Annotated in this window: 16 protein-coding genes and 3 tRNA genes; 7 read left to right on the top strand and 12 right to left on the bottom strand. The window is 66.8% G+C overall.

Annotated elements, in window-relative coordinates; genetic code table 11:
* Window positions 1-4 precede the first annotated feature (4 nt).
* The 4 genes from tadA to DL240_RS11765 all read right to left on the bottom strand — a co-directional run bounded on the left by tadA (window position 5) and on the right by DL240_RS11765 (window position 1,004).
* Window positions 5-541, bottom strand: a complete 537-nt coding sequence (gene tadA, locus DL240_RS11780) for a tRNA adenosine(34) deaminase TadA (RefSeq protein WP_233497062.1) — start codon at window positions 539-541, stop codon at window positions 5-7.
* Between the two features lie 34 nt (window positions 542-575).
* Window positions 576-649, bottom strand: a tRNA-Arg gene (locus DL240_RS11775).
* A 125-nt stretch (window positions 650-774) separates the two neighbouring features.
* Window positions 775-863, bottom strand: a tRNA-Ser gene (locus tag DL240_RS11770).
* 58 nt (window positions 864-921) lie between these two features.
* A tRNA-Ser gene (locus DL240_RS11765) sits at window positions 922-1,004 on the bottom strand.
* Window positions 1,005-1,615: 611 nt separating this feature from the next.
* On the opposite strand from DL240_RS11765, the gene DL240_RS11760 reads away from it, so the two are divergent.
* Genes DL240_RS11760 through DL240_RS11750 form a run of 3 tightly spaced genes read left to right on the top strand, consistent with a single transcriptional unit; the run spans window position 1,616 to window position 7,377 of the window.
* Window positions 1,616-3,097, top strand: a complete 1,482-nt coding sequence (locus tag DL240_RS11760) for a porin (RefSeq protein WP_111730099.1) — start codon at window positions 1,616-1,618, stop codon at window positions 3,095-3,097.
* 28 nt (window positions 3,098-3,125) lie between these two features.
* On the top strand, window positions 3,126-6,752 hold the full coding sequence (locus DL240_RS11755; RefSeq protein WP_111730098.1) for a CehA/McbA family metallohydrolase domain-containing protein: 3,627 nt from the start codon (window positions 3,126-3,128) through the stop codon (window positions 6,750-6,752).
* Window positions 6,742-7,377: a hypothetical protein gene (locus tag DL240_RS11750; RefSeq protein WP_146618261.1), complete on the top strand. Its 636-nt coding sequence runs from the start codon at window positions 6,742-6,744 to the stop codon at window positions 7,375-7,377. The genes DL240_RS11755 and DL240_RS11750 overlap by 11 nt, the downstream gene beginning before the upstream one ends.
* Before the next feature lie 389 nt (window positions 7,378-7,766).
* Here DL240_RS11750 and DL240_RS11745 read toward each other — a convergent pair whose 3' ends face one another.
* Entirely contained in the window at window positions 7,767-9,524 is a 1,758-nt protein-coding gene (locus DL240_RS11745; RefSeq protein WP_111730096.1) for a collagen-like domain-containing protein, read from the bottom strand.
* Window positions 9,525-9,704: 180 nt separating this feature from the next.
* Between DL240_RS11745 and dinB the strand changes: the two genes are divergently transcribed.
* The gene (dinB, locus tag DL240_RS11740; RefSeq protein WP_111730095.1) at window positions 9,705-10,760 is read left to right on the top strand and encodes a DNA polymerase IV; all 1,056 of its coding nucleotides are present in this window, start codon (window positions 9,705-9,707) and stop codon (window positions 10,758-10,760) included.
* Between the two features lie 3 nt (window positions 10,761-10,763).
* On the opposite strand, the gene DL240_RS11735 is transcribed toward dinB, so the two are convergent.
* Together DL240_RS11735 and DL240_RS11730 are read right to left on the bottom strand one after the other, a co-directional pair.
* Window positions 10,764-11,642 carry a PHP domain-containing protein gene (locus DL240_RS11735; RefSeq protein ID WP_158542509.1) on the bottom strand — a complete coding sequence of 293 codons (879 nt, stop codon included), beginning with the start codon at window positions 11,640-11,642 and terminating at the stop codon, window positions 10,764-10,766.
* A gap of 135 nt (window positions 11,643-11,777) precedes the next feature.
* A complete protein-coding gene (locus DL240_RS11730) occupies window positions 11,778-13,259 on the bottom strand; it encodes a vWA domain-containing protein (protein ID WP_111730093.1) in 1,482 nt (493 codons plus the stop codon).
* A gap of 223 nt (window positions 13,260-13,482) precedes the next feature.
* On the opposite strand from DL240_RS11730, the gene DL240_RS11725 reads away from it, so the two are divergent.
* On the top strand, window positions 13,483-14,493 hold the full coding sequence (locus tag DL240_RS11725; protein WP_111730092.1) for a SurA N-terminal domain-containing protein: 1,011 nt from the start codon (window positions 13,483-13,485) through the stop codon (window positions 14,491-14,493).
* Window positions 14,490-15,578, top strand: coding sequence for a matrixin family metalloprotease (locus DL240_RS11720; RefSeq protein WP_111730091.1), 1,089 nt, complete (start codon window positions 14,490-14,492; stop codon window positions 15,576-15,578). Before DL240_RS11725 ends, DL240_RS11720 begins: the two co-directional genes overlap by 4 nt.
* Here the strand turns inward: DL240_RS11720 and DL240_RS11715 are convergent.
* Both DL240_RS11715 and DL240_RS11710 read right to left on the bottom strand, forming a co-directional pair.
* Window positions 15,508-16,155, bottom strand: a complete 648-nt coding sequence (locus DL240_RS11715) for a hypothetical protein (RefSeq protein WP_146618260.1) — start codon at window positions 16,153-16,155, stop codon at window positions 15,508-15,510. The two genes, DL240_RS11720 and DL240_RS11715, sit on opposite strands and share 71 nt — an antisense overlap.
* 2 nt (window positions 16,156-16,157) lie before the next feature.
* Window positions 16,158-16,661, bottom strand: a complete 504-nt coding sequence (locus DL240_RS11710) for a hypothetical protein (protein WP_111730089.1) — start codon at window positions 16,659-16,661, stop codon at window positions 16,158-16,160.
* A gap of 235 nt (window positions 16,662-16,896) precedes the next feature.
* On the opposite strand from DL240_RS11710, the gene DL240_RS11705 reads away from it, so the two are divergent.
* Entirely contained in the window at window positions 16,897-19,176 is a 2,280-nt protein-coding gene (locus DL240_RS11705; RefSeq protein ID WP_146618259.1) for a mechanosensitive ion channel family protein, read from the top strand.
* A gap of 10 nt (window positions 19,177-19,186) precedes the next feature.
* Here the strand turns inward: DL240_RS11705 and trpA are convergent, their stop codons facing one another.
* The 3 genes from trpA to DL240_RS11690 are packed head-to-tail and all read right to left on the bottom strand — an operon-like array spanning window position 19,187 to window position 21,662.
* A complete protein-coding gene (trpA, locus tag DL240_RS11700; RefSeq protein WP_111730087.1) occupies window positions 19,187-19,990 on the bottom strand; it encodes a tryptophan synthase subunit alpha in 804 nt (267 codons plus the stop codon).
* Window positions 19,990-21,183: a pyridoxal-phosphate dependent enzyme gene (locus tag DL240_RS11695; RefSeq protein WP_111730086.1), complete on the bottom strand. Its 1,194-nt coding sequence runs from the start codon at window positions 21,181-21,183 to the stop codon at window positions 19,990-19,992. The genes trpA and DL240_RS11695 overlap by 1 nt, the downstream gene beginning before the upstream one ends.
* Window positions 21,183-21,662, bottom strand: coding sequence for an SRPBCC family protein (locus DL240_RS11690; RefSeq protein ID WP_111730085.1), 480 nt, complete (start codon window positions 21,660-21,662; stop codon window positions 21,183-21,185). The genes DL240_RS11695 and DL240_RS11690 overlap by 1 nt, the downstream gene beginning before the upstream one ends.
* Window positions 21,663-21,692 lie beyond the last annotated feature (30 nt).

Below are 21,692 nucleotides of genomic sequence, written 5' to 3'. Positions count from 1 at the left end.
GCACTTAAGATGCATCCTCGTTGGAGGAGTCATCCTGACTTGCTGACGCTTTACGCTTCTCACGAATACTGCGGAAAAATTCGCTTAAAACCCGTCCACTTGCTGCCGAAAGGACACCTTCTTTCACCTCGATACTATGATTTAATCGAGGATCTTCTCCCATGGCAAAAAGCGAACGCATCGCGCCGGCTTTTGGATCTCGTGCACCAAAAACAACCCGCCCTACTCGCGCGTTTACCAACATACCCGCGCACATGGGACAGGGTTCCAGGGTCACGTAGACCGTACATTCCTGGAGTCTCCAGCTACCCAACACTTGCGCCGCGCGTCGAACCGCAATCAGTTCGGCGTGGGCTGTCGGGTCTTGCCAGGTTTCTCGCCGGTTAAACCCGCGAGCGATGATTTCACCCTCGTATACGACCACAGCTCCGACAGGGACTTCGCCCTCTGCCTTAGCTTTTTCGGCCTCTTCGAGAGCCTGCATCATAAAGATGTTGTCGATGTTTTTTCGAGACACTTTTAAACCTGACTCCAAAAACAAAGAAACGCTCTTAATTCATTAAGAGCGTTTCTAGCGCACCTGGAAGGGTTCGAACCTCCAACCTATGGTTCCGTAGACCATTGCTCTATCCAGTTGAGCTACAGGTGCGTGCTATGTGCTTGCTGCGTTGTTTGCCGTTCTCCCGTCCGGCGTGCCATTTTATTAGCACCGCCGTTTTGGTTTTGCAAGCACTTTTTCGACTTTTTTTTCAGTTTCTTTTTTCAGTCGAAAAGCGGAGAGGGAGGGATTCGAACCCTCGATACGGTTTAAGCCATATACTCCCTTAGCAGGGGAGCGCCTTCAGCCACTCGGCCACCTCTCCGTACACGTTCTTATTCACTTTTCAAACACCATCCTGCAAGCAGGAATTTACTTTTGAGCGGAGGAGGTGGGATTCGAACCCACGAAGCTTGCGCTTGCCGGTTTTCAAGACCGGTGCCTTCAACCGCTCGGCCACTCCTCCAGGAGCCGCCTCCCTGTTCGACTTCGCCGCGCCAGGGAATCGGGAGAATACTCGGCACGAAGTTTCCGTCAAGACACTTTTCCTAAAAAAGTTCATTTTTCACGCACTCCCCTCGCTCCAATTCGGGTTTCGCCTTAATTTATGCGGAGATCGTCAATCCGCCCTCTTCGCCCTCTCCCGTCGCACCACCGGATCTCGGCCCTCCTATCCGGGATCCGCGCGCTCTCCCCCCCCCGCAAGGCGCCCCTCAATAACCGGCCCTATATAAGGAGGGGGTTGCTGCCCTCCCCTTTGGCCTGCTGAGTACCGGCCGCGCAAGCATCCCCGCCTCCCGGGCCCCGCGCGCTCTCCGCCCCCGCAAGGCGCCCCTCAATAACCGGCTCTATATAAGGCGGGAACTCCGGCCATGCTCCTCGCCACCTTTTGCGATCGCCCGCCCCACCCGGGCTGTGGACGCTCCCGGCCAGCGTGGTGTACACCTTACCCGCTAGCTCTTACGACGCCGGGAGCCGAGGCTCACGGCGGACGATACGCTGGGCGGCACCTGGCCGCGCCAGCACGTTCACAGATGACGTAGTGGTGTTTTTCCTGCCCGAAAAGAGGCCCTGATCATGGTGCGTATGAAGTCCAGGGCGACGGTCGCCGTCGTCGCGCTCTCCCTCCTCGTTGCAACCGATGTATGGGCCCAGGAGCCCGAGAGCCCTCAAGAGGTTGATCTCGATGGCACCAGCCTCCCTGCGTTACTCGAGGGTGATCCCGAGGCCCGTGACAACGACGAGCCCGCCGCCCCCACGCCCACCCAGGCCGTGGAGCAGGCCCAGCAGGTCGCCGAAGAGACGAGCCGCCAGAACGTGGCCCCCGACGAGCGTGCCCAGCCCCGACCGCAACCCACCAACGTCGCCGGCACCGAAGAGGTGACGCTTGACGACGCCGAGGTCGAAGCGGAGCTCCGCCCCGACGAGCCCGTGGGCGCCGTGGCCCTGGCGCCGGCGCGTCCGACTCCCGGTTCGGTGGTGATCGCCGGCAACGGCGGGCTCACCGGCCCCTGGCGCCTGACCCTGGGGGGCTACCTGCGCAGCGGCTACACCGCGATCGCCGATGATCCCAACGTCGAGCTCATCGGCCGCAATGATGGCTTCACCATCGCCGACGCCCGCCTGACCACCACCGGTGAGATGGACAACGGCCTGGGCTTTGTCTTCCAGTTCGATGCCGGCAGCCGACTGCTGCGCACCGGGCAAGACTCCCCGGTCGAGGCGCTGGCGCTGCGCATGACCGACGTCTACGCCTTTTATGCCCCTTATGATCTGCTGGAGATCAACATCGGGCAGTTCAAGGCCCCCTTCGACGTCGAAGACCTGATCTCCACCGGCGACCTCCTCTTTGTGAACCGCTCCGTCGTCAACCGCGGCGTGCAGAACGTGGAGGGCTACAACGTCGACGGGCTCTCCGCCGGCCGTCAGGTCGGGATCCAGGTACGCGGCGACCACTTCTTTGGTCAGGAAGACCACCAGGGCCCGGGCTTTAGCTACGCGCTGGCCGCCACCAACGGCAACGGCCCCAACGCCTCGCTTAACGCCAACGACCGCCTGGCCTACTTCGGGCGCCTGATGCTCCACTGGGGCGATTCGGTCGCCCTGGGCGGCGCGCTCTTCTACAACGATGACACCGCCGGCGATCCGCCCAACCGCGTCGACCGGGTCCACCGCGGGTTTACGGCCGACCTTCAGGTCAACCTCTACGGCGCCACGCTCCTGGCCAACGTGCTGGCCACCTCCGTGGGCTCTCCCGACCTCCCCGATAGCCCCGAAGTCAGCGCCCTGGGCTACACCCTCCAGCTCGCCTACGAAGAGCCCTTCTTCGGATTGCAGCCGGCCTACCGCTTCTCCAGCTACGACCCCTCCAGCAACTACGGCGACGTGCCCAGCGTGCTCTTCGAAAACGACCGCCTCACCTACCACACCCTCGGCCTCGGCTATAACGCCCGCACCTACCCGGTACGGGCCATGGCCAACTACACCCTGACCGTCGAGCAGGACGCCCGCGCGCTCGACAACAACCGCCTCGACCTGCTGCTTCAGCTGAGCTGGTAAGCGTCCCTCTTACGATCGGTGAGCGACCATGTTGTGCCCTTCCCCTCTCGTTCGACGCCCTTCTCCCGAGCGCACCCGGCGCCTTTGGGCGCTGCTCTTCACCGCCTTGTTAGCCGGCGGTCTCCTCCCCGGCTGCGACGAAGATGACGGTCCGGCCCCCTACGCCAGCGCCCAGCGCATCTCCCACCGCACCGAGCTCATCGGCGGGCCCACCGCCCTGGGGGAGGAAGGTGACTGGCTGCTGGAGAACGATCAGGTCCGCCTGATCATCCAGGATCTCACCTTTAACCGCGGCTCCGGGATCTTTGGCGGCTCGCTGATCGACGCCGACTTAAAGCGCCCCGAAGCCCAGGGCGATCCCCTCGGCGGCAGCGGACGCGATGCCTTCGGGGAGCTCTTCCCGGCCTTCTTCCTGGAGGTGGTCAACCCCGAGGAGATCGTCGTCGTAAATGACGGCTCCAACGGAGAGGCGGCGATCTTAGAGGTGCGCGGGCGCGGCGGGGAGTTCGTCACGATGCTGCGCTTCTTCAACCAGGCGATGGTCAACGCCTATGAGGCCGATCTGGGCGACGCCATTCGCGGCACCATCCCCACCTCGGACGGGGTGCCCCTGGTCGGGTTCACCACCCGCTACATCCTGGAGCCGGGCGCGCGCCACGTTAAAGTGGAGGCCGAGCTGGTGAACAATGCACAGGCCTCGCTCACCTTCCCCAACCGCGACATCGTCAACGCGCTCGGCACCTTCTTGCCCGACATCAACTTCAACGGCTTCACCGTGCCCACGGGCATGGTGCTGGGGATGGGCGCGCTCAACAGCATCTTTTTGCCCGGCATGGGCTACGATCTGCGCTTCGGGCTCGAAGAGGTCTACAGCCGCCCCATCGATCTGCCGGCCTTCCCCGGCCACATCACCGATCTGGTGGCCACGGCCAGCGCGCGCGGGGTGAGCTACGGGTTTGCAGCCGCCGCCGATCCCGACTCCAACTTCATCTACAACAAGCGCGAGGCCTACGGCGAGCACGTCAACCCCTACGACATGCTCTTCCTCTTCTATGCCTCGGGCTTCGGCGGGGTCTTCACCAACGAGATCCCCACCCGCCTGGCCCCCTCGTACTGCGATCCCCAGCGCCCGGCCGCCCAGGTCTGTGCCGAGATCGAAGCCAACTGCCAGAGCGGCGACTGCCAGGAGCTGGGTCAGCAATGCCTGCAGCGCTACGACGCCTGCCTGGAGGCCCGCGACCAGTACCCGGATCGCTTTAAGTTCACCAACTACTTCATCCTGGGCGATGGCGACGTGGCCAGCCTGCGCGATGAGCTCTACCAGATCCGCGGGGAGGAGACCCGAGCGGTGGAAGGCCGCCTCTTCGACGAGCACAGCGGCCAGCCCCTGGGCGAAGACGCCCAGGTCTTCATCTACCGGGGCATCGAAGGCGCCACCGACCTGCAGCAGGCCTGCGTCGAGAGCGAAGAGGCTCGCCCGCACATCTTCAACCAGGCCTTCACCAACACCCGGGGCTACTTCCAGCTGGAGCTGCCGGTGGGCACCTACTGCCTGCGGGCCCGGGGCCACGGAGAAACCTCGGGCTTTATCCCCTTTGAGGTCGGCTCCGAACCGGTGAACCTGCGCGTGGAGACGCCCGGGGCCGGCCGGGTGGAGGTCTCGGTGATCGACGCCACCGGCGGTCCGATCCCGGCCAAGCTCACCCTGGTTGGCGAGTACGAGCCGGTGGCCGGCCAGACCACCCGCGACTTCCTCTTTGATCTGGAGGTCGGCGAGCCCTGGCGAACCAGTGAGTTTGCCGAGTACGAGGAGGGCGATAGCGCGCCGCGGCGCTTCATCGAGGCCATCGCCTTTGCCGGCGCCGACGGCCGGGTGGCGCTCGACGTGCGCCCGGGCAACTACACCGCCTACATCTCCCGCGGCACGGAATACTCCCTCTTTAGCCAGCCCATCGAGATCCGGGCCGGCTCCGTCGCCCGGGTACAGGCCTCGATCGAGCAGCAGATGAAGGTCGAGGGCTACCTCAACGGCGACTTCCACATGCACGCCCAGGGCTCCATCGACAGCGGCCTGGACTACAACGAGCGCGTCTTAAGCGTGGCCGCCGAAGGGGTCGATGTGGTCGTGGCCACCGACCACAACTACATCTCGGACTACATGCCCTACATCTACCGCAACAACCTCCAGCCCTGGCTGCGCTCGATCGTCGGCCTGGAGCTGACCACCTTTGAAGCCGGGCACTTCAACGCCTTCCCGCTGCGCCAGGACATCACCTCGATGAACCGCGGCTCCATGGCCTGGCAGGACGTGCCTCCCCAGCAGATCTTCGACGCGCTGCGCGAGCTGGGCTCGCTGGGCCCGGATCGCACCATCGTGCAGGTGAACCACCCCCGCGACTCGCTCCTGGGCTACTTCAACCAGCACTACATCAACGCCTTTAGCGGGGTGCCCGAGCTGCCGGTGAACACGGCCGAGGGCACCGATAAGATCGTGGCCACCGTCTCCAGCCCCAACGGCCCGGCCTTTGTGCGCAAAAACGACGAGGGCAGCTACGAGTCGACCTTCTCCGACGATTTTGACGCCATCGAGATCTACAACGGCAAGCGCGTGCACCTCTTGCGCCACTACCGCATGCCGGTCGACAAGGCCGAGCTGCCCCCGGAGGTGCTTGCGCAGCTCACCGAAGAGCAGCTGGCGGCGCTCCCGGATCAGGCCGGCGTGATCCTCTGCGACGGCGACGAGGTGGCCTACCCCGGCGGGCTCGACGACTGGTTCAACTTCCTCAACACCCGGCGCCCCGACGGCACCTACCGCCGCTACACGGCCACCGGCAACTCCGACAGCCACTCGGCGGCCTCGGCCGGCGATCCCGAGCCCGGCTACCCCCGCAACTACTTCTACGTGGGCCATAACGACGCCCGCGCCATGACCCCCGACCAGCTCGTCGACGCCCTGCAGAACAACAACAACGTGGTCACCAACGGGCCCTTCGTGTCGATGTCGCTCGCGGGCCAGCCCCTGGGAAGCACCGTGATCAACACCACGGGCACCGTCCGCCTGGATCTGGAGGCAATGGCCGCCGACTGGGTGGGGGTGGAGCGCTTTGAGATCTACGCCAATGGCGAGGTCGTCTACGAGGGGACCATCACGCTGGAGGAGGGGCGCTGGAGCGACTCCATCGATCTGGAGATCGAGGGCGACACCTGGTTTGTGATGCTGGCTCAGGGCGACTCCAACCTCTTCCCGGTGGTGCAGCCCGAGGAGATCCCGCCGGTCAACTTTGAGGCGGCCCTGGGCTCGCTGGCCGGCTCCTTCGGGTTTGGCGGGGCGGTCGAAGGGCTGAGCCCCAAAGAAACTGGCGAGGTCCGCCCGCTGGCCTTCACCAACCCGATCTGGGTCGTCGACGATCGCGCGGGCCAGGGACGCACCACCTTTGAGCCCCCGGGACAAGGCCACGGCCGATGCGTGGAGGGCTCGTTTAACGACGACCCGAGCGCTCGCCGCCCGGCCGGCTGGGTGCCCTTTGGAGAGCGCCGCCTCGACGCCAAGAGCGTGCCCCTGCACCTGCATGAGCACAACACCCCTCTGGATCGCACCCAGGGCGACCTGCGCGACGTGCGCCTGATCTTTGAGCACTGGGGCCATGGACACTAAGCATCGCACACCTTATTTGCCGGGCCGGGTGCTGGCCGCGCTCCTCACGCTCTGCACGCTGCTGGCCGGCACCCCGGCCGCCGCGCACGAGATCGGCGCGGAGCGCCAGGTCTTCGTCCAGGTCTTTGAGGAGCATCTGGACATCGCGGTCTTTTACCTGGAGGCCCCGGGCGCACGCAGCGGGCTGCTTTTAAGCCGCTTCGACGTCAACGGCGACGGCAAGCTCCAGGGCCCCGAGGCCGATCTGGCCGGCCGGGAGCTGATCGGGCGCATGCTCGGCGGCCTGCAGTTTGAGGTCCCTGGCGAGCGCCCCCGCGCCACCGCTCCCGAGATCAAGGTCGAGGTGCGCCAGGGGCGCGTGGCCGCTGCGGCGATGGTGAGCTACGCGCTCCCCGCGCTCCAGGCCGAGGCCACGCGCACCGTGATCGTGCGCGCGCTGTCCGGCGACGTGCTGGAGAGTGAGGTACGCCTCCTGGCGGGCGGGGCTCTCCTGCCGGCCGACGCCGCCTCCAGCCCCGGCCAACTCCCCTCGGCGCTGCGGCGCGGCGAAGAGATCCAGGCGCGCTTTGTGGCCACCGCGGATGCGCTGCCCGGAGACGACGATTCGGAGGCGCCGGCGGAGTAACCCCCTCCCCGGCCAGACACCCTCTGACCTCGGAGCTCCGCTAAGCCTCCGAAGCCAGACCCCCTCTGACCTCGGAGCTCCGCTAAGCCTCCAGAGCCAGAGGCCCTCTGGCCTCGGAGCTCCGCTAAGCCTCCGAAGCCAGACCACTCCTGGCTCAAGGGGGTGTCCCACCCTCTCTCCTACCAGAAACCTCCCGGCCCGTGGGGGGGCTGAACACCCTCTCCCGCCAGAAACCTCCCGGTTTTCAGGCCTGGCGACCTCTCGAAAACCCTTTCCCCCCAAACCCGACCCCCTCCCAGAACGAAAAAACCTGATCAAAAAAAACCCGGCGATCGCTCGCCGGGTTTTTCAATCACACTCGGGCCTTCATAAGGCCGGTGCCACGCGGATTAGAGCGCGGTGCCGGAGAAGGTGAGGTTGATCATGCGCATGTTCCCGCCGCTGGTGCTCGGGTTGTAGGGGTAGAAGCGGTAGGCCACCGGCCCGGCCTGACCGGCCGCCGGGGGCAGCACGAAGGTCGCGTCAAAGTTGCTGTTGCGCACGGTGATCTCAAAGGGCGCGGCCATAAACTCCAGACTGCCGTCGGCGTACTCCGCGGCGATCTGCAGGTGGGTCGGGCCCGAGTTGGAGACCTTGAAGGTGCCGCTCACGCTGATGTCGCTAAAGCCGCTGAAGTCGGCCTGGTAGCGGAAGTAGGTATCGACCAGCGGGGTCACGCCGTCGGTGTCGAAGAAGTCCGTTCCCACCGGGAAGTTATCGCAGGCCCACTCGGCTCCGCTGCCGAAGAAGCTGCAGGTCGCCTCGGCGCCCTCTTCGTAGAACGCCGCGCTACCGGTGCCTTCGCTGGCCGAGAGCGAGGAGCCCACAAAATCCCAGCCCGCGATCGCCTGCGTCTCACCGCCGGTCTGGCCGGTCACCGTCAACGTACCGGCGTCGGCCGGGGTGAAGGTGCCGATCACGCCGTTCACGCCGCAGTAGGTCCAGGCGTCGCCGGCCTCGAGCGCCACGCGCCAGACAAAGCCGTAGTCGCCGGCGGCGATGGTGGCGCCGAACTCACCAAGGAGCTCGCCAGTGGCGTCGGAGATGCCTTCGGCGAAGGTCCAGGTGCTCGGGTCGGTCGAGGCGTCGCCATAGCCCAGCTCGGCCACGAAGGTCGCCGGCACATCGGTGCCCACACCATCGACTTCCACGCTGACCAGGCCGTCGGCGTCAGCCGCGGTGCCCTCAGGCGTGGCCACCGTGTCGGTGACGATCATGCACTCGCTGATGGTCACCACCGGGTCGGGATCGGGGTTGGTCGTCCCACCGCCTTCGCCATCGACACCGTTGCAGACCGTGGCGGTCTCCACCGCGCCGGCGGCGTCGGTGATGGTGAGCAGGTACCCACCGGCTTCGCACTGGGCGCCGGGCGCGATCGGCGCCACTTCGACGGTGGGGCTGGCGCCGTCGGGGCCAGCGGGGCCTTCGGGACCGGCTTCGCCGTTGCAGACCTCAAAGGGAGCGGCGTCGCCGATGGTCACGCTCACGCCACCGGTGGCGCAGTTCACCGCGGGAGCCACCGAGATTTCCGGGGTGAGGGCTTCGCCGTCCATACCATCCGCACCGGCGACGCCGTTGCAGATCACGGTGCCCTCAAGCGGGTTGCCGTTGCCGTCTTCCACCACCACTTCGGAGCCACCGGCTTCACAGACATCGCCCGGCTCAATGGGGTTGATCACCAGCACCGAGCTGGCGCCGTCGGCACCGTCGACACCGTTGCAGACCACCGCGCTGTCGAGCACGTTGCCCTCGGCGTCTTCCACCACCACTTCGGAGCCACCGGCTTCGCAGACCTCGCCCGGCTCAATGGGGTTGATCACCACCACGGGGGAGTCGCCATCAGCCCCCTGCTCGCCAGCTTCGCCTTGCTCACCGGCTTCACCCTGCTCGCCAGCTTCGCCCTGCGCACCGGCCACGCCATTGCAGACCACGGCGCTTTCTTCACCATCGATCAATACCGCGAAGCCGCCGGCCTCGCAGACCTCGCCGGCTTCGATCGGCGAGATGGTAAGCTCCGGAGCGGGCTCAGTCTGAACGTCGGAGCCGCCACATGCTGCCAGAGTCAGAGCCAGAGCCGCGATGAGGGACTTACGATTGACGTACTGCATGTACGACCTCCCGGTGGGATGTTCCGAAATGAAAAAAAAAAGAGGGGGGGATGGACGGGTTGTCCGGGCTCGTGCTTAAGAAGGGGCCGATGATTTGTCAAAGGATCACCAGGAATATGTCGAAGTGTTTCCTGGTCGTCACAAAGCCCCGACCTCCTCTCCCCCGCGCTATGTGGTGCGATGCGTAAGATCATCCACGTCGATATGGACTGCTTTTTTGCAGCCATCGAGATGCGCGACGACCCGATCCTGCGCGGACGCCCGATCGCCGTGGGGGGCGATCCGGGACGGCGCGGGGTGATCGCCACGGCCAACTATCAGGCCCGCACCTTCGGGGTGCGCTCGGCGATGGCCTCGGCCTATGCGGTGCGCCTGTGTCCGCAGCTGATCATTCTGCCCTCGCGCATGAACGTCTACCGCGAAGAGAGCCAGAAGATCCGCGCCATCTTTGAGCGCTACACCGAGATCATCGAGCCCCTCTCGCTCGACGAGGCCTTTCTGGATCTGACCCACTCCGAGCACCACCGGGGCAGCGCCACGCTGAGCGCGCGGGCCATCCGCGAGGCGATCTTCAAAGAGACCGGGCTCACGGCCTCGGCCGGGATCTCCATCAATAAGTTTCTGGCCAAGGTCGCCAGCGAGATCGAGAAGCCCGACGGTCAGTACGTGGTGGCGCCCCATCAGGTGGCGGGGTTTATGCGCGAGCTTCCGGTGAAGGCCATCCCCGGGGTGGGCAAGGTCACCGCGCGCAGCATTCACGACATGGGGGTAAAGACCTGCGGCGACTTGCAGCGCGTGGAGCTCAGCGAGCTGGTGCGCCGCTTTGGCAAACGGGGCAAGCGCCTCTACGAGCTGGCCCGGGGCATCGATGAGCGCCCGGTGCGCACCGAGCGCATCGCGCGCAGCGTGAGCGTGGAGACGACCTACGCCAGCGACCTCCCGGACTTAAACGCCTGCACCGCTCGCCTGCCCGCGCTGGTCGAGAGCCTGCACCGACGCCTGGGGCGCAAGGAGCGCCCCCCGATCCGGGCGCTCTTTGTGAAGGTTAAGTTTGAGGATTTTCACCAGACGACGGTGGAGCGCGCCGAGCTCACCGAGCCCACGGTAAAGGCCTATGCCCGGCTCTTGGCCGAGGCCCTCCAGCGCTCCGAGCAGGCGGTGCGCCTCTTAGGGGTGGGGGTGCGTCTGGACCATGAGCATGACCTGCTACCGCAGCAGCTGGAGCTCTTCTTTTAGCGCTCAGGCCCAGCCGCGGGCGCCGGCCCAGGCCGTCTGCGCCAGGCGATCAAAGAAGGCATCGCGCCACAGGGGGCTAAAATTCACGCGCCCCAGACGCTCCAGGTCGGTGGGGTGTGAGCCGTGCCAGTCGTTGCTGGCCGTCATGTTCAGCTCGTGCTTCTGGGCCAGCATCACCAGGCGACGCTCGGTGGCCAGATCGTGGGAGGGGTGGCGGACCTCCAGGGCATGGAGCCCCATCTCCCGCCAGCGATCCAGATGCTCGACCATGGTGGTGTAGCGGCCGGGGTGGGCGAGCACGACCATGCCGCCGGCGCCGCGAATGAGGTCGATGGCGTCGTCGACCGAGAGGTAGGCCATGGGCACATAGCCGGGACCATCGGTATGCAGCCAGCGATCGAAGGCCTCCTGCGGCGTCTCCACGTAGCCGCGGGCGTGGAGCGCGCGGGCCAGATGCGGGCGGCCCATATTGCCGTGTTGCGACTGGAGCCGCACATCCTCAAAGCTCACCTCCAGCCCCAGGCCGCGGACCCGCTCCACCATCTCGGCCATGCGCTCATCGCGCGCCCGCTCCATACGCTCGCCATAGCTGGCCAGCGCCGCCTCTTCGGGGTCAAAGCCGTAGCCCAGCACGTGAATCGAGCGATCCTGGGACTGCGCGCTGATCTCGATGCCGCTGATCAAGCTCACCCCGGAGCCGGCGCAGGCCCGGGCCGCCGGGAGCACCCCGGCGGTGGTGTCGTGATCGGTGAGTGCCCAGTGGCGCACCCGATGCTCGACCATCAACGCGACCATCTCCTCCACGCCGTAGGTGCCGTCGCTGACGGTGGAGTGGCTATGGATCTCCAGGGGGCCATCGGCCGGCCAGCTTGCGATGCTCATCATCCCTCTGCGGGTTTTAAGGGTGGGTTGCCCCGGCACAGGCGTCCGGGGCCGGGAGAGGCCTTCAATCTGGGGGCCCGGGGCCGGGCGGTCAAGCCCGGCTCCGGGAGGATGTGCGCCGGCCCGGGGGGCGACTTACCAGGCGCCCGGGGTGGCCTCGCCACGCTTGAGCTCCAGATCGCGCTGGCTGCGTTCAAAGCGCAGCGCCTTGCCGGCGGCCGAGCTCGGCGCGGCGCTCCCCATGCGGGCCTTGAGCGCGTCGACCTCGGCCGCCATCGGGGCCATCTCCTCTTTGGCGAGCCCGTAGTCGGCGCTGGCCCGGCGCATCCGACGGCGCTCGTTTTCGAGGTGGCGAGTAGCCCCCTCTTGATCACCGCGGGCGTAGGCCTCGGTAGCCTCCGAGAGGGCCCGGGTGGCCAGGGCCTCCTGGACGCGGGCCATCACCTCGGGGCGCAGGCTGGCGACCATCTCCACATCGTCGTGGGTGGTACCGGCCGTAGCCACCATCCCGTGCTCCACGGGGCGATCGGTGATGCGGTCGTGGTAGTTCAGGATGACGCGCACGCGGGCCTGTCCATCCAGGGGCAGCCCGCGGGTTTTGAGGCGCAGCATCACCCGACGACGGGTCTCGGCGCGCAGGTCTCCCAGGTGCAGGGTCAGCGCTCCGGCGCTCGGGTCGGCCGGCATGCCGAAGACCTCCTCGATGTGCACCCCCGGCGAGGGCAGGAGCGTGAGCGTGACGCCGGTGGCCACCGTGGCGGCCAGGGCATCGAGCTCGGCGCTAAACGCCGGCTCCACGTCGGCAGTGCCGGCGATGTAGCGGTAGTTGCCGGCGCCCTCTTCGGCCAGCGAAGCCATCAACGACGCGTCGTAGCTGGTGCCAAAGCCCAGGGCCGTCACCGTAATGCCCTCGGCGCGCGCCTGGCGAGCCAGCGCCAGAAGCTCCTCGGTGGCGGTGATGCCGGTGGTGGGCAGACCGTCGGTCATCACGATCATGCGATCGACCGAATCCGATTGGCGCGCGCCCCGCAGCGCCCCGGACGCCGCCTCTATGCCGCCGCTCAGGTGGGTGGCACCGCCGGAATCAATGCCCTCGATCGCCGCGATCACCCGGGCGCGGGTCGCGCCCTCGATCGCGGTGGGGACCACCACCACCTCGGGGGCCCCGCCAAAGGCGATCACGCTGACGCGATCGCCCTCCTCCAGCCGCTCCACAAAGCTGGCCGCGGCCTGGCGCGCCTTCGCCATGGGCTCGCCAGCCATCGAGCCGGAGCGATCCAGGACCAGCGCCACATTCAGGCGCGGACGCACCTCGGCCTGGCCATCCCAGGCATCTACCCGCAGGTCCAGATAGGTCTCGGACTCCCGCTCGGCGAGTACTTTTTTATGGGCGAACTCGGCCCTGAGGGTCAGCGCCAAGATGCCATGGTCGGGCTTCTCCGCGGTGGGCGCCGGCTCCAGGGCTTCCACGGCCTCGGTAACCACGGCGTCGAGAACCTCCGTCATCGCCGGCGCCCCCGGAGCCGCAGGAGGATCTTCATCGGCGGCCACATGCAGCCCCACCCCCAGCCCCACCACCATCGCCGCCATCATCCAGCCTACCTGTCGCGTGATCATGCCCTCTCCTTTGCCCGGGCAGCCCCTGCGGGCCGCGAATCCTGTTGAACGCTCCCGACTACCAACGCAGCGAGGACGTAATGGATCTAAAAAGAGCGCATTTTTTTGAGTCCCCCGGAATCCGTGGGCATCCGGGGCGGGAATGGGCAGGCGCCGGGGCCGCATTCTAGCTTTGAGTCGCCTCAAAGTTGCGACCTGTCACAAGTCCCTGTAAGACGCTGCTATGAACCACCTCTTCCATATCCTCGCCGGCAAGGTCTTGATGGTCGCGCTGAGCGTGCCCCTCTGGGGCTGTGATCCCGGCGAAGCGCCGGTCGAGACCAGCGAGCCTCCCACGTCGGTCCCGGGGGTGTCGTCCGGGGCCGCTCCGGCGCCGGAGGCCCGGGTGATCGCCCGGGTCAACCAGAAGGCGATCACCGAGGACGAGGTCGAGCGCCGCCTCGACCGCATCGATCAGCTCTACCACCACGCTCGCCGCCCCTTTACCGAGCAGATTCGCCACCAGAAGCGTCAGGAGGTGCTCGATCGCCTGATCGACCACGAGCTCCTGCGCCAGCACCTCTCCGAGACCGAGGTCAGCATTGCTCCCAAGGCGGTGGACCTGGAGGTGGAGCGCCGGGTCGAGGAGCATTTCGGCTCGACCACCGCCTTTAAGCGCTACCTGCAAGCCGAAGGGCTCTCGATGGGGGAGTTCCGCCGGGAGGTCCACGACGAGATGGTCCTGGAGCGCTCGCTGCTCGACGAGCTCGGCGCACAGGCGGTCGACGAGGCTCAGCTGCGCGAGATCTATCAGCGGGTGGCCGCCGGCCGCCCGGCCGGTGCGCGGGTGAAGGTCCGCCGGGTGTCCCTGCCGGTGGGGGCGCGCTCCCTGGCCACCACGATCACACGCGGGGGCTGCGCGCCGCAGGCCCTGCCGGCTCAGGCCGACTGGCGCGATCTGGGCTGGCGCCAGCGCCACCAGCTCCCGGCAGCGGCCAGCCACCTCTTCTTTGATGCGGCCGACGCTCCCGGCGGCCGCCCCAGCAGCGTGGTGCTCTCCAGCGCCGATGGCACCCGGGTGGACGTCTACTGCGTTCAGGAGCGTCGCCCGGCCGGCGTGCGCGCCTTTGACGAGGTGGTGCCCCTGCTGCGCGAGCGGGCCAGCCGGGCGCTTCTGGAGGCCCGCCGGCGCGAGCTTCTCCATGAACTGCGCGAGCAGGCCGAGGTCGAGGTCCTGGCGGAATCGCCCCGATGATCGCGACGCGCCGGCTCAGCGGCGCGCTCTGCGCCCTCCTGCTCTTAAGCCTGGCTGCTCCCGCCCGCGCCGAACTCTACCCGAGCGCCGAGCTCGCCGGCGGCCTGCACCTTCCGGCCCCGCCGAGCGACCCGCGCCCGCGGGCCGAGTTCAACGGTTTTGCCCCGGCGCCCGAGCACTTTCCGCTACGTGTGGTGCTTTCCGGCCCGGTGCCCGAAGCGCTGACCCGCGCGCAGGTCCTGGATGCGCTCTCGGCGGCCGCCCGCACCTGGAATCAGGTCCCCTGCGCGTTTGCCTCCTTTGAGGTCGACCGCTCCGAGGCGCCCGGGCCCGAGGCGCCCCCGGCCGTCCAGGTCGCTTTTGCTCCCGGCAGCGGCCCCAACGCCGGGCGCATCGCCTGGACGACCTACCCCCTGCGCCCCGACGAACGCGCCGCGGTCATGCTCAGCACCACCGCCGTGACCTGGCGCACCACGCCCGACCCCTTTCAACTCCATGCCCTGTCCGAGCGCCCCGCAGTCGATCTGCAGGCCGCCCTAACCCATGAGCTCGGCCACGTACTCGGGCTCTCGCATACCCGGGCCTACAAGAGCGCGACGATGGCGGCTAGCTACCTGCGCGACGGGAGCCAGCGCCGCTTGAGTGCCGACGACAAACTGGGCCTCTGCGAGCTCTTTGCCACCCCGGGCTCCGAATGCAGCCGGGAGGAGGACTGCCCCGAGCGCGCGGCGTGCGTCGCCGGGGTCTGCGACAAGCGCCGCGGGCAGGTAGGCGACTACTGTGCCTGGGATCTGATGCACTGCCCGGATGAGTGCCATATCGACAGCGAACCCACGGGCACCGGCTACTGCACCAGCCCCTGTGAGCAGGAGCAGGAGCAGGCGTGCCCGCCCCAGTTCTTATGCCGGCAGCCCGAGGGCTATCTGGCGCCCTTCTGTCGTTTTGAGCCGGCTGCAGCCGACGCCCCCGCCGGGTGTGCCCAGGCCCCGGGAAGCCCCGCGGTGGGATGGCCGATCACTCTGGCGGGTCTGCTGTGGGCGCGTCGGCGTCGGCGTCTGGGGCGCCCTGCCACACCATCTCGCTGATCACCTCGTCGAAGACCTCCTGGTAGGCCTCCAGGCGATCTTCGGAGCAAAAGAGCGAGAACACCCACATCCGATCGCCCTCGTGATGGGCCCAGGTCATCAGGCGAAATGACTCGCCATCATACTCCAGGCCGTAGGTCACGCGATCTCCGACCCGCGGGCCATAGGCGTAGTCGCGCTCGGCCACCTCCACCCGGAAGCCCTCTTCCTGAATCTGGTTCTGAAAGCTCAGGGCGTAGCGATCGGCCCGCCCCACCAGGATCTGATCGCTGAGACGCACCTCAATCTGGGCCTGGCGATCGGCGGCGGCCCGAAAGGTGGCCACTGCGCCGGGCCCCGAAGGCACGATCACCCACCCGCTGGGCCGGCGGACCCGGGCCCCGATCGCCTCGACATCCACCGCCTCGGCACGCGCCCGTTGATGGTGCTGCCCCTTGGCCGTGGGGCGTCCCCGGGCGCCCGGATCCTGGCCGACCGCCTCGTTGGGCAGCGCGCCCAGCGCCAGCACCAGGCACAGAGCGAGACAGGCCCGCGCGCTCCACGGAGCGGCGGGCCTGCCAGGAGCTTGAAGGCTCACGTTCACTCGGCGGCCTCAAAGCTCATCGAGGTGACCGTGGCATCAAAGTCGGCGCGCAGCTTCTCGGACTCGCTCTCGGGCATGTAGCCGATGACCAGCCAGGCGGTGCCTTCGCGGATGAAATCAAAGACCACCACATTCACCGTCTGCCCGGAGTGGGTGTAGGAGTAGGTGCTCAACCGGCCCTGCTGCTCACCGATGGAGCTGTCGGCGGCGCTGACTTCTTCGAAGTTCGACTCGGTCAGGGTCTTGTGGAAGGTGCTGAAGAAGACGTCGGCCACGTCCTTACTCATCAGCTTAGTCCCGATGACCTGAATCTGGCTGTTGGAGTCCGGATGCTTGAAGTTGGCCACGGCTTTATCGTCGCTGGCGTTGACTTCCCAGGCGCTCGGCGGCGTGATCGTGACACCAAACTCCTCATTCTCTACCACCGTCTCTTGCGCGACAGCGATCGACGAGAGAGACAGCGCCAGCAGAAGCACGGCGAAAAAACGAGCGATGTTCATGGGGTATCTCCTCAAATTGGGTATCGCGACACGTCGCGCGAAGGTCTGTGGACGACTCGGAGTTATAACAGCAGGGTCTGAGCGAGGCAACCACGCGACCGCATTCGCCGCGCCGGCCACCGGCCGCGGCCGGTGAGCGCGGGTGACTTCGCCTCGGGGTAGACGTACATTAGTCGGCGCGCCGGCAAAACCCCTTACGTAGCGCTGATCTTCCCGGGCAGTGGCAGTGGCATTTATGGCTGAATCTCTTCTCTCAAAATGTGGCATGCTTCTCAGCATCCTGGCCGCGCTGATGGTCATCACCCTCGGGGGGCTCGGCCAGTCCGCAGCCCAACCGATCGACCTGCCCTTTACCGGCCCCTCCTCCTCCACGCAACAAAACGAGTCCACTCCGCAGAAGGACTCGGCGTCGCAAAACGACTCGGCGTCAAGCGAGGGAAGCGATACAGGCGACACACCGGCCCCCGAGGTTCCCTCGGTCCAGGTCGAACCGGTGGAGCCCGGGCTGGCTCACGCCCAAGAGCAGCTTGAGGAAAACTACGCCGACTTCCTCGTGCGCGAGCCCTTGCACTTCGATTTAAGCCTTGTCGACAACCTGCTCAGCGACGCCCGGATCGTCTGGAACGAAGCGCGCGTGATGCGCGCGGATCTCAGTCGCATCGACCCCTGGAGGCTCGTCGACTGGGCGGTCCCCATCCTGATCGCGCTGATCTTCGGGGTGCTCTTCATCCTCTTTGATCGTCAGGCCCTGCGGATGGCCCAGCGCACGCAGCTCTTCATCCACGCCGACCTCTCCCCCTGGGTGACCAGCGTGCTGCGCAGCGCCGTTTTGCTGCTGGGGCGAGTGCTGGCGCTGGCGCTGTTGATCGCCCTGAGCTACTTCCCGATTCAGGCCACCTTTTCCAGCGCCCCCTGGACCCTGGTGCTCACCGACGCGCTGTGGTGGCTGCTGGCCTACCGCGCCGCACACGCCCTGATCGTGACCAGCCTGCGCCTGAGTCCGGTCGATCCCGGCGCCACCGCCCATTATCTGCGGCTGGAGCGTTTTGCCCTGATCACCCTGCGCATCTCCCTGGGATACATCCTGGTCCTGGTGGCACTGCGCAACTTCGGGTACCGACCCGACGCCATCGGCTTTGTGGCCTTTGCCTTCCGCCTGACGCTGGCGCTGGCTCCGATCTACCTCTTCTTTGCCCGGGATGCGGTGCTGGCGCTCTTGCCCGACCACACCAGCTCGCCACTCTACGGGATCGTGCGCCGGGGCATCTCGGCCAACTACTACGGGATGCTCGCGGTCACCATCGCCCTGCTCCTCTTTAACGCCGCGGGCTTTGTGCACGCCGCGACCTTCATTCTGGCCCGCGGCTACACGCTGATCGTCCTGGTAACCCTCTCCTTCTCGGCCGCCGAGCGCCTGCGAGCCTTCGTCGCCCAGAAGAGCGAAGAAGCCCAGGAAGCCTCCGACCAGGGCGATGAGGAGGCCAGCGCCTCGCCACTCTACAAGGCCGTGGAGCAGTGGACCCTGGCCGTGGGCGGGCTCCTGGTGGTCGTCTTCGCCCTGCGCCTGCTCGCCCTCTACGAGCCGGTGGTCACGCTGCTGAAGATCCCCCTTCTGTCGGTGGGCAACGTCGCCATCTCGATTCACAGCCTGCTCACCGTGGGGCTGATCGTGGCGGCCACGATCCTCTCCATCCGCCTCTTTAAGGCGGTGCTCAACGCCAAGATCTATCCGGCTTTCAACGTCGATGTGGGGGTGGCCTACGCGGTCAACACCCTGATCAACTACGCGCTGATCGTCGTGGCCTTCGTCATGAGCATGATGGCCCTGGGCGTGCAACCCTCGGCGGTGATGGTGGTGCTGGCCAGCCTGGGCGTGGGCATCGGCTTTGGCCTGCAAAACCTGACCGAGAACCTGATCAGCGGGTTTATCCTGCTCTTTGGCCGCGCGGTAAAGAAAGGCGACTTCATCTCGGTGAACGACGTCTACGGCCGCGTCGAAGCGGTGGGGGCCCGCAGCGTCGTGGTGCGCACGCCGGATAACTACGACATGCTCATCCCGAGCAAAGACATCGTCAGTGGACGCATCATCAACTGGACCTTCCACGACTCCATCGTGCGGGTGCACATCCCCATCGGCGTCGCCTACGCCTCGGACCCGCGTCAGGTGGAGGAGCTCCTTCTCAAAGCCGCCGCCCGCGACTCAAACATCCTGGAGCACCCGGCCCCCGACGTCTGGCTGGTGGGCTTTGGGGATAACAGCATCGACTTTGAGCTGCTGGTGCACTTCGATTGCCGCACGATCACCGAGCGTAAACTGCGCGGAAAGTTCAACTTCGTCTTATGGGAAGTGCTCCACGAGGCGGGCATCGAGATCCCCTTCCCCCAGCGCGACGTGCACCTGCGCAGCGTCGACTTTCTCCCCGAGATCAATCGTCAGCTGGGCTTTGCTCGCCACCCCTCCGAAGCTGCAGACGCGCCTCGCAATCAGACCCGGGATGGCAGCGACGCCGACTGACCCCGCTCGCTCAGCTCGTGGCCGAGGCCTCATCCACCCGGGCCCGAAGCTCACCGATATGGCGGCGGAGCCGCTCTTTGACGTCGGGGCCTCGCCCCTCCAGCAGCCAGGCCACCGAGCTGCCGATCAGCACGCCGTCGGCCGCGCGCACCACCTCCTGGGCTTCCTCCCCGGTGGTCACACCCATCGAGGCGAAGATCGGCAGCCGGGTATACTCCCCGAAGAGGCGCAGGCGTTCCTCAAACGCCTCGCCCTCCAATGAGAGTTCGCCGCCGCTGTGGCCGGTCCAGATGATCAAGCCCTGCGCCCGGCGCGCGATCTCGCGAAAACGCTCCAGCGAGGTCGTCGCCGAGACTCCCCGGACCAGCGCCAGCCCGGTCGACGCGCTGAGTTCCTCCACCTCGGTCGCCTCCTCCATCGGCAGATCGTAGATCCAGAGCGCGTCGGCTCCGGCCTTATGAAGCTGCTCAAAGGTCTCGGCCATGGGAGCCGCCATCAGGCGGTTGAGGTAGGTCGAGATCACCAGCGCCACCGAGGGATAGGACTGACGAAACTCCCGGGCCACCTCGGCGATATCAGCCCACCCCAGCTGCTCATGCACCGCCCGGGCCATCGCCCGCTGGAGCACCGCGCCGTGGTAGGCCGGCTCGCTAAAGGGCACGATGAGCTCGACCACATCCACCCCGGCCTCGGCCAGGATGCCCATGTAGTCCAGGGTCGCGTCGATATGAGGGTCGCCGGTGACCAGCGCGACCATCAGGAGCGGGCGCCGCTGCGCGGCGCGCTCTTCCAGAAGTCCGAGGCGATCGCCCATCAGAGTCCTCCCGCCGAGGCCCGCGCCAGCCGCGAGAGGTCGCGGGTGCCGTCGCCGCTCACCCCTACCACCACGTGCGCATCGTCGTTGAGCGTGGGGGCCAGCCGCAACGCGTACGCCAGGGCGTACCCGGTCTCCAGGCTCGCCAGCACCCCTTCGGCTCGCGCCAGGGTGCGCACCGCCGCGTAGGCCTCGGCGTCGGCGAGCTCCACATACTGGACCTGACCGGTGCGCATCCAGCGTGCGTGCTGCGGGCCCACCACCGGCATCGCCAGCCCGGCGGCGTCAGTTAGCGGCGTAAGCACCTGCCCCTGATCGTCTTGTAGCACGTAGGATCGGGTGCCCAGATGCACGCCGGGGCGGCCCCGCACCAGGCTGGCAGCTCCCCGCCCCGGGGTGCCATCCCCGCCGGATTGCACGCCCACCAGCTGAGCGCCCGGCGAGTGCGAGCCCTGGTCCAGAAAAGCCCCGAACATGCCACAGGCAAACCCGCCACTCCCGACCGGGGCGATCACGTAATCGGCGCTCGCTCCGCGCTCTCGGAGCTGACGCGCGCACTCATTGCCGATGATCTCCGCCCCCAGCTCCAGCATCCGCGGGTAAGGATCGGGGCTGGCCAGCGAGCTCGACGCGTAAAACGCATCTTGTGGAGCGCGCGCCACATAGCGCAGCGCCTCTGCCATCGCCCCGCGACGCCCGCGCGTCGGTCCATCGACCGGCTCCAGCGCCAGCCCCATCTCTTCCATGCTGCGCACGGCGATGGGCTCGGCCTCCATGTCGTCGCGCGTCATGAACACGCGCACCTTCAGCCCCAGCGCCAGCCCCATCTGGCCCAGCGCCACGCCGAAATCGCCCGTGGCCGTCTCCCCCACCAACTCCCGACGATTCATCCGCACCGCCACCAGCGCCTGTGTCAGCGCGGTGAGCGTGCAAAAGGACCCGCCGGGCAACAGATCCTCGCGTTTTAACCAGAGCTGGGCTCCGCCCAGCTCTCGCGAGAGCTCTCCCAGGTGGCACAGAGGTGTGGGCCGCCCCAGACGCTGCTCGGCCCAGCCATGCAAGCGCCCCGAAAACCCCGGGTCGGCCACCGCCTCCTCAAAGGCGTGGGCCACCTCGGCCAGCGGCGACCAGAGCGCCTCGGCCACAAAACGTCCCCCAAATGCTCCAAAGGCTCCGCACGCCGGCGAGGGCATCAGCTCTCACCGCTGCGGTGCTTGCCGGCGTTGAGGTAGGTGCGGACCCCGTCTAAGAAGCTGTCCACACCGCGCACGATCTCGCGCGCCACGATGGGGCGAAAGACCTTCGCTCCCAGCCGCGGGATGGGCAGATCGCTGGCCAGGGTCTCGTCGTAGGTCACCTCGGTGCGCCCCGGCCCCAGCTCGCGCAGACGCACCTGACCGGTGGTCTTCATCGTCCCGCCGGGCAGACTCTCCCAGCGCACCACATCCCCCTCGCGCCAGTAGCGCACGGTGTAGTCGCCCTGAAAGGAGATCCCCTTGGCCCCCATCGCTTTAAGAATCCAGCGGTAGGTCGTCTCGTCCACCACCTCAAAACGCTCCAGATCCCCCATGCACTCTTTGATCTGGGCCGGGGTCGCAAAAAAGGTCGCGATCTCCTCCAGCGGAGCATCCACGATCACCGTCTTTGTCGCCGTTCCTTCAATCCAGGCCATACATCCACCTCGGTTTAGCTCACCATCAAA

Source organism: Lujinxingia litoralis (assembly GCF_003260125.1).
GTDB classification, from domain to species: Bacteria; Myxococcota_A; Bradymonadia; order Bradymonadales; family Bradymonadaceae; genus Lujinxingia; species Lujinxingia litoralis.
This window is presented reverse-complemented; position numbering and strand designations above follow the sequence as displayed.

Excerpts from the sequence above, each read along its gene's own strand:
- DL240_RS11760 (WP_111730099.1), top strand. The coding sequence starts at position 1,616 with ATGGTGCGTATGAAGTCCAGGGCGACGGTCGCCGTCGTCGCGCTCTCC.
- DL240_RS11755 (WP_111730098.1), top strand. The coding sequence starts at position 3,126 with ATGTTGTGCCCTTCCCCTCTCGTTCGACGCCCTTCTCCCGAGCGCACC.
- DL240_RS11750 (WP_146618261.1), top strand. The coding sequence starts at position 6,742 with ATGGACACTAAGCATCGCACACCTTATTTGCCGGGCCGGGTGCTGGCC.
- DL240_RS11745 (WP_111730096.1), bottom strand. The coding sequence starts at position 9,524 with ATGCAGTACGTCAATCGTAAGTCCCTCATCGCGGCTCTGGCTCTGACT.
- dinB (WP_111730095.1), top strand. The coding sequence starts at position 9,705 with ATGCGTAAGATCATCCACGTCGATATGGACTGCTTTTTTGCAGCCATC.
- DL240_RS11735 (WP_158542509.1), bottom strand. The coding sequence starts at position 11,642 with ATGAGCATCGCAAGCTGGCCGGCCGATGGCCCCCTGGAGATCCATAGC.
- DL240_RS11730 (WP_111730093.1), bottom strand. The coding sequence starts at position 13,259 with ATGATCACGCGACAGGTAGGCTGGATGATGGCGGCGATGGTGGTGGGG.
- DL240_RS11725 (WP_111730092.1), top strand. The coding sequence starts at position 13,483 with ATGAACCACCTCTTCCATATCCTCGCCGGCAAGGTCTTGATGGTCGCG.
- DL240_RS11720 (WP_111730091.1), top strand. The coding sequence starts at position 14,490 with ATGATCGCGACGCGCCGGCTCAGCGGCGCGCTCTGCGCCCTCCTGCTC.
- DL240_RS11710 (WP_111730089.1), bottom strand. The coding sequence starts at position 16,661 with ATGAACATCGCTCGTTTTTTCGCCGTGCTTCTGCTGGCGCTGTCTCTC.
- DL240_RS11705 (WP_146618259.1), top strand. The coding sequence starts at position 16,897 with ATGGCTGAATCTCTTCTCTCAAAATGTGGCATGCTTCTCAGCATCCTG.
- trpA (WP_111730087.1), bottom strand. The coding sequence starts at position 19,990 with ATGGGCGATCGCCTCGGACTTCTGGAAGAGCGCGCCGCGCAGCGGCGC.
- DL240_RS11695 (WP_111730086.1), bottom strand. The coding sequence starts at position 21,183 with ATGCCCTCGCCGGCGTGCGGAGCCTTTGGAGCATTTGGGGGACGTTTT.
- DL240_RS11690 (WP_111730085.1), bottom strand. The coding sequence starts at position 21,662 with ATGGCCTGGATTGAAGGAACGGCGACAAAGACGGTGATCGTGGATGCT.